The sequence below is a fragment of the Paenibacillus sp. J2L1-98 genome, from assembly GCF_056269405.1.
Genome location: NZ_JBWDNW010000010.1, coordinates 1 through 12,489, shown reverse-complemented (window position 1 = coordinate 12,489; position 12,489 = coordinate 1). Strand labels below are relative to the sequence as shown.

Sequence of the window (12,489 nt, the reverse complement as noted above, 5' to 3'; positions counted from 1 at the left end):
TATGACAACAGAAAAATCAGACAATGCGCTGAGAGGCGCAGGAAAAAAGCAAATGGACCGCCTGCTGCTTACGATTCTCGGATATGTGTTTATTTCACTGCTGGCGATTGTATGCATCATACCTTTTTTGTTAATCATTTCCTCCTCACTGACAGAGGAATCCAAAATCGTCGAAAGCGGCTTTCAGTTGTTTCCAACCGCTTTCTCGGTAGAGGCATACTTGCTTTTGTTTAAATATCCTGCGCAGATGCTGAAGGCGTACGGAGTAACGATTGCGGTAACGGCGCTCGGAACGCTATCCGGACTGTTCTTAACGGCGATGACGGCCTACGTGCTGCAGCGCAAGGATTTTAAATGGCGCAACAAGTTTTCGTTTTTCTTCTTCTTTACGACGCTGTTCAGCGGGGGGCTTGTGCCTTGGTATTTGATGATCGTCAACTATCTTGATTTAAAGGACAGGCTGATCGTGCTCATTCTCCCGATGCTGCTGAACGTGTTCTATATTATCGTTATGAAATCGTTCATGAGCAGCATTCCCGAAGCTATTACGGAGTCAGCGAAGATCGACGGGGCGGGCGACTTCCGGATTTTTATCCAGCTCATGCTGCCTCTGTCCAAGCCCGCATTAGCTACGATCGGATTGTTCATCGCTTTGGCTTACTGGAACGATTGGTATAACGCGCTGTTGTTTATCAGCAGTGAAAACTTGATGCCGCTTCAATATTATTTGTACAAAATGCTTGGCAATATGGACGGCATGCGCAAGGCAATGGTCAGCTCAGGAGCGGTCGCTACGATGAATATCCCGACCGAAAGCCTGAAGATGGCGATGACGATTGTCGCTACCGGTCCGATTCTGCTCGCATACCCGTTCATTCAACGGTATTTCGTGCAAGGCTTAACGATTGGCGCTGTGAAAGGATGACCTCAGGGCAACCTGGTTATCATATAAAAATTATTTTAAGGGGGAATTACCCGTCATGCAGAACAAAAAAACACTCATGCTATTATTCGCCTTAATGCTTGTGCTTACAACGGTAATAAGCGCATGCGGAAGCAACAACACTGCAAGCAATAATAATACCGGAGCAAGCAACGCGCCAGCTGAAGGAACAACGGAGCCGACAACTAATGGCGGAAATTCGGAGGAACTTGTCATTAAGATGCTTCTCCTTGGCGGAAAGCCGATCGACTATGATACGGTATTTGGAGAGCTGAACAAAAAGCTGAAAGAGAAAATCAATGCAACAGTTCAAGCGGAGTTTTTGGATTGGTCCGATTGGAATCAAAAGTACCCATTGAAATTCGCTGCCAGCGAAGACTTCGATATCGCATATACGGCAAACTGGGCGTTCTATAACGACCAAGCACTTAAAGGCGGCTTCCTTGAGCTGACCGACGAGCTGCTTCAGAAAAATATGCCGCTTACGTGGAAAGCGATGCCGACAGTCGCTTGGGAGCAATCGAAGGTGAACGGCAAGCAGTACATGGTTCCAAACAACAATCCTGAGGTGATAGACAAAGCGGTTCTAATCCGCGAAGACCTGCGCAAAAAATACAATCTCGACCCTGTTAACAGCCCTGAAACGTTTGCAAATTACGTAAAAACGATCGCTGCTAACGAAAAAGGCATTAACGCTTACAGCGCTAAACCCGCTGACGGATGGAAATGGCATGAGCTGGATCAAATTCTGCTCGAGCAGAAAAATGAGTGGAATCTGGTAGACTACAACATGCCGCTGGCTTACAAACTTGACGATGCAAGCGGAAAAGTATTCAACATTTACGATACGGCGGAATTCAAAGAGCTTCTGAAATATTACAAAGATCTGGTTGACAACAATGCATGGTCGAAAAACATAGTCAATAATAAGAATGACGTATGGCAGGATATGAAAGCCGGCAAAACGGCATCCTACGTTCACAACCTGGGTACGCTATCCTCGAACCTGGCCGAGCTGCGCAGAGAGAAGCCGGAGGTGGAGCTCGCGATTGCGGATCTTACGCCTGACAAAAAGAAAATTGCCGCGATCTCAACGCAAAACGGCTTTGCGATTCACGAAACGTCCAAAAAAGCGGAGCGCGCACTGATGGTCATCGATTTGCTGCAAAACGATAAAGAAATTCATGATCTGTTCATGTACGGCATTGCAGGCACCCACTATGAAGCGGTAGGCGACGACAAATTCAACGCGACTGCAAGCACGGCTAACTTCATGGGCTTCTCCAACTGGGGCGCTAACTCGCCGCTGAACCGCAAGGATGCTTCTTACCCAGCTGAAGGGGACGCTATCGAAAACGCATGGAAGCAAAAGGTTTATAACTTCGATCTGGAAACCTTCGTATTCGACGATACGAAGGTGAAAAACGAAGTTGCCAACGTCGGCAATGTTATGATTCGTTACGCCATTCCTCTCGAATACGGCCTAATTAAGGATATTGATAAAGGTCAAGCGGATCTGATCAAGCAGCTGAAAGCGGCCGGCATTGATAAGCTTCAGACAGAGCTTCAATCTCAAATCGACGCATTTCTTGCCAGCAAATAAATAAAAGCAAAAAGGAGGTGACAGCTGCCTCCTCCTTTTCATTAAGCACAACAAAATCGACCGTTCAAGGGCATGCGGTCCCCCTACTAAAATGGTATACATAACCTGCTAAGGAGGAATTAATGTGATGGGAGCATGGGTTCGAAAAGGATTAAGCGCTCTATTGGTATTTGTGTTAGCGCTTACAACGATTATCGTTTCCGGGACGAGAGATCAGGCTTACGCAGCGGCGCTGTCCGATCCGGACACCTTCATCAAAGGGGTAGACATTTCGACGCTTCAGGCGATTGAAGCGAAGGGAATTAAATATTATGACCAGGTAAATGACCAAAGGCAAGAGAAGGAGCTGCTTGCCATTCTCAAAGAACGCGGCGTCAACTACGTCCGTTTGCGTGTGTGGAATAATCCGATGCATTCGGATGGTTTTAACGACGCTGCTCATTTGATAACGATGGCTCAGCGGGTGAAGGCGGCCGGCATGAAGTTGCTTGTCGATTTCCATTACTCCGATTTCTGGGCCGATCCCGGCCAACAGGTGAAGCCGGATGCCTGGAAAAACTTAACGTTTCCTGAATTGAAGCAGGCCGTATACGATTATACCGCTGAAGTCATGAACGGTTTGAAAGCGGTTAATGCTTATCCGGACATGGTACAGATCGGTAATGAAATCAATAACGGCATGATGCTTCCTGACGGCTCGACCAGTCAATTTGCGAAATTGGCTGAGCTGTTGAAGGAAGGAGTGAGCGCGGTCCGCGAGACGACTCCGGATGGCCAAACAACGAAAATTATGATTCACTTGGCGGAAGGCGGCGACAACCATAAATTCCGCAGCTTCTTCGATCAAGTTAAAGCGCTGGAAGTGGACTACGATGTCATTGGCATGTCCTATTATCCTTATTGGCACGGCACGTTTCAGCAGTTGAAGACGAATATGGATGATATGGCTGACCGTTACGGCAAACAGATTGTCGTTGCCGAAACGGCTTACCCGCACACACTCGCGGATGCAGACGGACCCGGCAATATTGCCGGTGCGGATCAAGTTAGGAATGCTGGTTTTGAAGCTACGCCTGAAAATCAACAGCTGGTGACAGAGCTCGTCATGAATACGGTTGCCCATGTGAAAGACAACAAAGGCCTCGGCGTCTTCTATTGGGAGCCTGCATGGCTGGCGGGGGTAGGCTGGAAAACCGGCGAAGGAAACGGCTGGGAAAATCAAGCGATGTTTGATTTTGACGGCAATGCACTAAGCTCTCTTAACGCGTTCAAGTTTACGCCAGACACAAATGCCGCAAAGGTTCCGGTTATGGTTTATACTTCACCGGCCATAACCATTGCGAAGGGCGCGATGCCTTCGCTGCCAGCTACAGCAGGCGTGCTGTACAACGAGGGCTCCATATCCCAGGCAGCCGTAACTTGGGATGCCATCGATAAAGATAAGTTGAATGTGCCGGGCAAATTCACGCTTCAAGGCACAGTCGCCGGACTAGATCAGAAGGCATCGATGGAAATAACGGTGTTGGCTAATCCTAACCTAGTTCAGAACGAAGGCTTCGAAAGCGGCAGTCTGACCCACTGGTTCTTAACGGGAACAGAGAACTCCGGGAAAATTGAAGAAAACGCGGGCAATGCCCATTCCGGTACGAATGCCTTCAATTATTGGAATGGTTCGAATTACGCTTATCAATTAACACAAACCGTGACCGGCTTAGAGAACGGAACCTATACGCTTAAAGCTTGGTCTTCGGGCGGCGGCGGCGAAACGAAGCTGAAGCTTTTCGCGGAAACGGGGAGCGGGACGACGCTCAGCACCGATGTCGTCAATGCAGGTTACAATATCTGGAAGGAATATACCGTGCAAAATATTAACGTAACAAACGGTCAAGCAACGGTCGGCTTTGACGTTGAAGCGCCAGCGGGAACGTGGGGTTATTTCGATGATATTGAGCTCGTAATGGACAAAAAGGCTGAACCTGAGCAGGGGGGAACAGCAAATTCGGGCAGTGATCCGGCGCCGGGCAAGGTTACGGTTTCACCGGGACAAATAACGGTGAATGAGGACGGGACCAGCACGGTTAAGCTGCCTGCGACTGTCTCGGAGGTCGTGATTCCGTCAGCTCTCTATGATCGGTTGTATAAGCAGCCTGTGAAATTCCAAACGGATAACCTATCCGTTGAGATTCCGGCCGAGCTGTTCCATGAGCTCCAAAACAAACTGACCGATACGGCTAACAGCTCCATAACTTTAAAGCTGCAGCCTGTAGGCAAAACAGATACGGAACAGCTGCTTGCACAAAGCGGCAAGCAAACGGAACACACTCAAATTGACATCGTTGGAGAAGCCTATGAGTTCAAGCTGTCCATCAAAAACAGCGCGGGAGATGAACGGGTCCTGACGCAGTTCAGCAAGCCGATCACGATCCGCCTTAAGCAAGAAGAAGCTTTTAATTCCGATAAAGCAGGCGTCTATTATATCGCCGGGGATGGCAGTCTGGAGTATGTGGAGAGCATGCTGATCGATGGCGAGCGGATCGCGCAAATCAATCATTTCAGTATGTACGCGGTGCTCAAGGTCACGATGCAGTTTGACGATGTTCCGGCCGGCTATTGGGCAAGTGACGTCATTAACGAGCTTGCGGCGAAGCAGATCGTTAAAGGAACAACCGCCTCCACCTTTGAGCCGGCCCGTTCAATCAGCCGAGCGGAGTTCGCGGCTTTGCTGGTAAGAGTCCTTAAGCTTACAAGAGGAACGGAGCATAATTTTACCGATGTAGCAGCTGATGCATGGTATTCGGAAGCTGTATCCGCCGCATTTGAGGCTGGAATCATCAACGGCCGCAGTAAGTCGGTCTTTGATCCCGATGCTTCGATTACTCGCCAAGAAATGGCTGTCATGCTGATGAAGGCTTACTCGTTTAAAACGGATAGCTCCATAACATCGGAGCATGTTCTGCCTTTCGATGATGCTGACCGGATAGACGAGTGGGCTATGTCGTCCATCAAGTCCGCCTTGAAGATCGGCTTAGTGAAAGGACGTAATGATAATCGATTCGTACCGAAAGCGCCAATGACCCGCGCCGAGGCAGCTCAAGCCATTTATCGATTGATGGCTGTTTAGTTGAAGCTCATAAAATAAAGCCGCACCCAGCATAGCTATAGGTGCGGCTTCGTTTTTTATATTAGGTTTCCGAAAATGGACTCAATTACGTATTCAATTAAGGATTTCATCAACGGATCGGGTTTTAACGATATTCATAACCAAGGTTCCCAAATCTTCATAGCTCATAGCGTTTAATTTATCTTTGAAAGCTTCCGGAATGGTCTCTTTCTCAGAAATATCTTTAATAATATCAATTACCACTTCAACTCTTGCCTTTTGTCGGATTTTGGTATCAATTCTCATTTATTCGTTCCCCTGTTCTGGATAATTATTTTTTTCTTTCTTGGCTATACCTACAGTGTAAATAGATGATTGCCTATTTTCATGGTGGCTGTACGCGTCTTGAACCAACTTGAGTTGGAAATATCTGGATTATAGTAGAACAATGCATTGCCGGTCGGGTCCATACCTTTTATCGCAGCTTTTGCCGCCGTGAACGCCTTTTGATTCGGTATTAGCCAGTACTGTCCGTCCTTTACGGCTGAGAAAGCATTGGGCTCCATAATGATTTCTTTCACTGTTTTGGGAAACTTTGGAGACTGCAGGCGGTTCATAACAACCGCACCGACCGCCACTTGGCCTTTATAGTTTTCCCCTCTTGCCTCTGCATAAATGACACGCGCAAGCATGGAAAGCTCTTTTTTGTTGACCGACAATCTTTTGAGCTTCCTCCATGTTTTCGGGCCTACAATGCCGTCACTCTGAAGTCCGTTATATTTTTGGAAGCTTTGAACCGCGCTGCGGGTTACTTTTCCGAAATTTGTATCGATCGGTAAATTGTAATATCCGAGCGTATGAAGCCGGAACTGCAGATCCGAAATTACCTGTCCTTCGCTGCCGATTTTCAAGACAGGCGAAGCATCGATCTTGTGATTTGATGCGGCTGCGGTAACTAGTACGAGTAGGGTGAATAGAGTCAGAAATCTGTACATGATGTTGAATTCCTCCGTATACGAATAATAGTAAATTTATAGAATTCCTTTGGTGTCGTTTATTCTAGCACAGCTTTAATCGGATAATCTTGTTAAAATTTTCTCATGTTTCATGGCGAATTCGGAGGACAGGCATTTTTTTGCACACAAAAAAGGGTTATTCATGCTGTGGAATTTCTATATGAAATCGAAGTCAACCGTCTTGAAACCAATCCAATCTCCTACCAAATTGACATCATCCCCCCTGAAAAAATGGAAGTACATCGAATTAGTATTATGTATAACGAACGATAAGTTATTTTAAAAATAAACTAAAACCACGGATCACGGATATTGGGGTGTACTATGCAGGGTGATATTGAATTGGCAATGGAAAAAATAGAGCAGCTTAATTTTCGCAATCAAAGAGCTATGATGGAATTGATAAAAAGAAGTTTGAAATTAAATGATGATGAGTTTAATAAAGAATTGCTTGTAGCTTACGCTCATCAAAACCCTATACATATTCTGGAAGTGGCAGTTGCTCTACAGTATGAAGAAATCATTAAGGCGCTGCCTGATAAATTTACTTAGTGAGAAAACCACCTCAAATAACCTAAACGGCGGGATTGCACAATAGAATGCGAACATCGAAAGAATGAAATAGACGAATTCATGGGTGAGTGATTGGAGTACTAAGAAGCCCAACAACCTCATAAGGTTGTTGGGCTTTCGATGGACCCGGCTGAAGGGGTATAGACAGGCAACCGGCGTATCAGCATTCGGCTGCGGTTGAATATTTTTATAGGAAAACTTTCCCTATATCGACAATCCCCCGATGCCAACAATCGATACGACTACCACCCCACCATCCGAAGTAGCAGAACAAATAAAAAGATACGTCTTGCTGAAGTGGAATGAGCGAAATGAGATTACCAGAGATTGAACTAGCGGGGAACTTTACACAGGAGTCGCTTCGATACGACTCAAAGGAGCAGTGTGCCGGCTGCTCCTTTATCATTGAAGCTTTATTGGAAATTTTCCAACACAATCTTTCCTATCGTTCTTCCTGTTTCCATTTTTTCATGTACTAAACGCAGGTTTTTTGCATTAATGGGTTCAATTCGTTCAGCTAAAGTCGTTTTCAACTTCCCGTTATCGATTAAATCAGCCAGTTTATTCAGTAGATCATGTTGTTTGATCATATCTCCAGTTTGGTACATGGAACGGGTAAACATCAGCTCCCAAACAAACGTGATACTTTTAGAAAAAAGCATATCCATATCCAAACTTCCCGTCCATGATGCTTTATCTGCTGGAACGATTGAACAAATCTTGCCTTGGGGGGTTATGGCTTCAGCCATATTCGCAAAATGTTGTACCGTATCATTTAAGCAAAATATATAGTCCACGGTCTCAAACCCAATATTTTTAAGTTGCGATGAAAAATGGCTGTTATGGTTGATTGTAAAATCTGCTCCTTGATCTTTGGCCCACTGGATGGACTCTGGGCGGGAAGCAGTGCCAATTACAGTTAAGCCTGCTAATTTTGCAAGTTGAGTAGCAATCGACCCTACTCCTCCTGCTGCACCGATAATGAGTAAGCTTTTATTTTTGTTTTCTTCTACGCTATGACTAATTCCTAATCGATCAAATAAACCCTCCCAAGCCGTAATCGAGGTAAGCGGTAAAGCGGCAGCTTGCGCGAAATCTAAACTCTTCGGTTTGTTTCCCGCAATTCGTTCATCTACCAAGTGAAATTCACTATTCCCCCCTGGGCGGGTCACACTGCCCGCATAAAATATCTCATCTCCAGGTTTAAACAATTGACATTCAGGTCCAACTTCTTCCACGATCCCGGATACATCCCAACCAAGAATTTTGGGTGATTCTTCTTCATAGTTGTTTTTCTCCCGAACGCCCAAATCTGCAGGGTTAACAGAGATGGCTATTACTTTTACTAATAGATCACGGCCGGTTGGATTCGGTTTTTCTATATACAGATCAACAAGGCACTCCGGGTCGGCTAAAGGGAGATATCGGTAAGCTCCGACTGCTTTCATTTTTTGGTGATTGCTCATATTTTACTTCCTTTCAAGTTGGTATATCGTGCATTTGAATTATATGCTGTATACTTACTTTTAGAAAGTACGCATAATTTTATTACATAGTATTAAAAATCATACCATTGTGAGGAGACAGAATAATGGGAGACCGAAGAAACAAATACGGTGCCAGTCCAAACATGGAGGCATGTCCTGTGGAGACAACTTTGGATGTCATCGGGGGCAAATGGAAAGGGATCATTCTTTATCATCTCATCAGCGGAACGAAAAGATTTAATGAAATCCGGCGTCTTAATCCGGGTATTACGCAGTTTATGCTAACACTTCAGTTACGTGAGCTTGAACGGGACGGCATCATCCATAGAGAAGTTTATAAAGAAGTTCCGCCCAGAGTGGAATATTCTCTCACTGATTTCGGCAAAACGTTGGAACCGATCATAAGATCCATGAAAGAATGGGGCGAGATTTATAAAAAGAGGCTTAATGAAATTAGAACGCCACAAGGGGAGTGATCGATCCAATAAGTGAAAATCTTCCACACTCCTTTCAGGCGCTAGTATGTCCGCCATTAGGTCGATTATTCTTTTGTAATGCTCTATGATTTTTTCTCTAGCAAATGATTACGTTATACACCTTACAAGCGAACGTAAATTTGCTAATCTATTTGTAGGTGCATTTTTATATATAACGGGAGGGATATAAAAATGAAAAGTTATCAAGTCGATAGTTTGGAAAGAGAAGAGATCAGGCTGGTTGGTTTTTCAATAACCGCAAGTCTAAACGCTGTTTTAGAATCGAAGATTATTGGATCGTTACGCGAGGGTTTGGAGAAACGGGTGAATGAAATCGAAAACAGGAAAGGATCAGGCATTTACTTAATCCAAATTTATCCTTATGACGGTCATTGGACTCATCATGTGTCATATCAACATGTGATCGGCTTCGAAGTAACCTCGTATGGCGAAATTCCTAATGACATGATAACGCATACTGTGCCTTCCGGCCGTTATATCAAAATTATACATAAAGATGCAGAATCACAGATCGGTGCAACTTATGATTTTATAAACAAGACGTATGGCGAAAGACCAATTGATATTGAATATTGGCACGATATACATGCATTGGAAAGTGAAGCAGCTCAAATTGATATTTATATACCAGCTAAATAAGATCATTGTTTGTTTCAATGCAATAGCTAAATAACCATCAGCGGGGCTGCCTAAGCGAATGAATCGGCAGCCTTATTAGCTTTTATAACACATCACAATCGAGAACACCTACAGAATGGCAGAGTTTCAAATTGTGTCTTGAAAATATTTGGAAAACCTATTAAACTTTAAGCAGTTGAGATGAGAACAGGTTAGCTGAGCCGAGAAGAGATGAGACTAGTCGAGAGATGCGAAGTGTATTTAGTTTTGAGTTTTTTCAATCCCAAATATCCTCTCTTAGGTTATTCCTGTTCTCCTCTAAAATTTAGAGGAGGTAATCCGCATGAGTATTTTGTCATCGTTCGTTTCTATTCCCCGCCAAAGCTTATACACCACCAAAGGAAACATTGAAATTACCCGTACGGCAGACCGCATTGATGTCACGACAGCCAATCAAGTCATCTTAAAAGAAATCGATAATAAAAAAGGTGCGTTATTTTCCAGCGGTTTTGAATATCCTGGACGTTATTCGCGTTGGGACATTGGTTTTAGAAACCCCGCATTGGAGCTTGCAGCTAGTGGAAACGGGTTCAGTTTGACGGCGGAGAATGAAAGAGGAAAAATATTATTACATGCCACTTTTCACAAACTTAGAGAAATCGACGTTATTGAAAATCTCGATTATACGGGAAGCAAAGTTTCAGGAAACATTAAAATCAGTAAAGCGGTGTTTAATGAAGAGGAAAGAACGAAACAGCCTTCTATTTTTACTGTAATCCGTGCGATCAGAGATTTTTTTTATTCGCCTGAGGATTCTTTTCTTGGCTTGTACGGGGCGTTTGGATATGATTTGGTTTTTCAGTTTGAACCTATGGAACTCAAGCATGAGCGGGAGAGCCGTGACTCAGATGTAATCCTTTATTTTCCTGATGAGATCATTATTGTTGACCGCCATCTGAATTCCGCTTATCAGTTATCTTATGATTTCAGGTTTAATGATGAAAGTACCGCCGGACTCGAAAGAACAGGGGCGCTTACAAAGCCGGAGCTTTATGGGCAAATCCCGTTAAATAGTTATACCGAAGGAAACTATGCCAATCTGGTGCGGGAAGCCATTAAATCCTTCAAGGTGGGGGATTTGTTTGAAGTCGTTCCCTCCCACACGCTGTATGAGTCATGTTCCAGCCTTCCATCAACGATATTCGAGCGGCTGCAGCGGATTAATCCGAGCCCATACGGCTTCATTATTAATTTGGGTAATCAATTTTTAGTCGGTTCTTCTCCCGAAATGTACGTTAGAGTCGAGGGCAGAAGAGTGGAGACTTGTCCGATATCAGGAACAATAAAACGCGGGAGTAACGCGATTGAAGATTCAGATCAAATTAGAGAGCTGTTAAATTCCGTTAAGGAAGAATCTGAGCTGACGATGTGTACGGATGTGGACCGGAACGATAAATCCCGTATTTGCGAACCTGGTTCCGTTGAAGTGATCGGGAGACGGCAAATTGAAATGTACTCCCACCTTATTCATACTGTCGATCACGTGGAGGGAATCTTACGTCCTGAGTTTGACGCATTGGATGCATTTATGTCCCATATGTGGGCTGTTACCGTGACAGGCGCTCCTAAACGCGCCGCTATCCGTTGGATTGAAGATCATGAAACATCCCCAAGGGGATGGTACGGCGGGGCTGTCGGCTATTTTGCTTTCAATGGTGATTTGAATACGGGTTTGACGTTGCGGACGATCAGAATTCAAGACGGTGTCGCACAAATTCGTGTTGGGGCAACGTTATTATACGATTCTGTGTCGGAGGCAGAAGAACAGGAAACGCTCACCAAAGCGGCTGCTCTAGTCCAAGCTGTGCGCGGATCCCATAGCGGGGGAGCTGAACAATCTAAACCGACTCGCTCAAATGCAGGACAGGGCAAAAATATTTTGCTTATCGACCATGAAGATTCTTTTGTCCATACGCTGTCCAATTATATGAAGCAAACCGGCGCGAACGTAATGACTTTGCGCGCACCCTATGCCCGGGATATTTTAAAAGAAAAAACGTTCAATATGGTTGTGCTTTCTCCTGGTCCCGGCAAGCCTTCCCAATTTGCATTGAATAAAACGATTGCTGTCTGTTTGGAGAAGCAAATACCTATTTTTGGCGTATGCTTGGGACTGCAAGGTATTGTTGAATATTTTGGGGGGAGTCTGGATGTGCTGGATTATCCTCAGCACGGTAAATCCTCATTAGTTAAGACCGACGGGTTAAGCCATATTTGGGCGGGATTGCCTGGGAAATTTCATGTAGGCCGTTACCATTCTTTGTATGCAAAGGAACTGCCGAGCTGCTTAAATGTCAATGCGGTCTCTGAAGATGGAATCGTCATGGGAATCGAGCATAAAACGCTGCCAATTACAGCGGTGCAATTCCATCCCGAATCAATCGCTACCTTGCGCGGGGATGCAGGCATCAAATTAATCGAAAATGTTGTATCCCGCTTAAGTGAATGCTAACAAAAATAAAGACAGCGGCAGTCCAAAACTGAACTGCTCCCCGTCAAGTAGACAGTACAAATAATAAAAATAATTAGGCGGCCTTGGTCCTGTATTCCATTGGACTGAGGCCGTTTAGTTTTGCTTGTAACCGTTCGTTG

Annotated in this window: 10 protein-coding genes; 7 read left to right on the top strand and 3 right to left on the bottom strand. The window is 44.9% G+C overall.

Going from position 1 to position 12,489, the window contains the following annotated elements; translation table 11 throughout:
* Position 1: 1 nt before the first annotated feature.
* The 3 genes from AC0YNZ_RS18315 to AC0YNZ_RS18305 all read left to right on the top strand — a co-directional run bounded on the left by AC0YNZ_RS18315 (position 2) and on the right by AC0YNZ_RS18305 (position 5,667).
* Positions 2–925, top strand: coding sequence for a carbohydrate ABC transporter permease (locus AC0YNZ_RS18315; RefSeq protein ID WP_475828116.1), 924 nt, complete (start codon positions 2–4; stop codon positions 923–925).
* 55 nt (positions 926–980) lie between these two features.
* Complete coding sequence (locus AC0YNZ_RS18310) at positions 981–2,546, top strand: ABC transporter substrate-binding protein (RefSeq protein WP_475827985.1); 1,566 nt, start codon at positions 981–983, stop codon at positions 2,544–2,546.
* Between the two features lie 127 nt (positions 2,547–2,673).
* Entirely contained in the window at positions 2,674–5,667 is a 2,994-nt protein-coding gene (locus tag AC0YNZ_RS18305; protein WP_475828115.1) for a glycosyl hydrolase 53 family protein, read from the top strand.
* A gap of 93 nt (positions 5,668–5,760) precedes the next feature.
* On the opposite strand, the gene AC0YNZ_RS18300 is transcribed toward AC0YNZ_RS18305, so the two are convergent.
* Positions 5,761–5,952 carry a hypothetical protein gene (locus tag AC0YNZ_RS18300; protein WP_110774338.1) on the bottom strand — a complete coding sequence of 64 codons (192 nt, stop codon included), beginning with the start codon at positions 5,950–5,952 and terminating at the stop codon, positions 5,761–5,763.
* Positions 5,953–6,002: 50 nt separating this feature from the next.
* Positions 6,003–6,641, bottom strand: coding sequence for a cell wall hydrolase (locus tag AC0YNZ_RS18295; protein WP_475827984.1), 639 nt, complete (start codon positions 6,639–6,641; stop codon positions 6,003–6,005).
* A 369-nt stretch (positions 6,642–7,010) separates the two neighbouring features.
* Here AC0YNZ_RS18295 and AC0YNZ_RS18290 point away from each other — a divergent pair, with 369 nt between their 5' ends.
* Complete coding sequence (locus AC0YNZ_RS18290; protein WP_475828114.1) at positions 7,011–7,214, top strand: hypothetical protein; 204 nt, start codon at positions 7,011–7,013, stop codon at positions 7,212–7,214.
* Positions 7,215–7,648: 434 nt separating this feature from the next.
* Here the strand turns inward: AC0YNZ_RS18290 and AC0YNZ_RS18285 are convergent, their stop codons facing one another.
* Entirely contained in the window at positions 7,649–8,701 is a 1,053-nt protein-coding gene (locus AC0YNZ_RS18285; RefSeq protein WP_475827983.1) for a zinc-binding alcohol dehydrogenase family protein, read from the bottom strand.
* A 125-nt stretch (positions 8,702–8,826) separates the two neighbouring features.
* Here AC0YNZ_RS18285 and AC0YNZ_RS18280 point away from each other — a divergent pair, with 125 nt between their 5' ends.
* The 3 genes from AC0YNZ_RS18280 (at position 8,827) to AC0YNZ_RS18270 (ending at position 12,349) form a co-directional block, all read left to right on the top strand.
* Entirely contained in the window at positions 8,827–9,198 is a 372-nt protein-coding gene (locus tag AC0YNZ_RS18280; RefSeq protein WP_475827982.1) for a winged helix-turn-helix transcriptional regulator, read from the top strand.
* A 192-nt stretch (positions 9,199–9,390) separates the two neighbouring features.
* Positions 9,391–9,858: a GyrI-like domain-containing protein gene (locus AC0YNZ_RS18275; protein WP_475827981.1), complete on the top strand. Its 468-nt coding sequence runs from the start codon at positions 9,391–9,393 to the stop codon at positions 9,856–9,858.
* Positions 9,859–10,180: 322 nt separating this feature from the next.
* Positions 10,181–12,349 (top strand): anthranilate synthase component I, encoded by a 2,169-nt coding sequence (locus AC0YNZ_RS18270; RefSeq protein ID WP_475827980.1) that lies wholly within the window; start codon positions 10,181–10,183, stop codon positions 12,347–12,349.
* Positions 12,350–12,489: the final 140 nt, after the last annotated feature.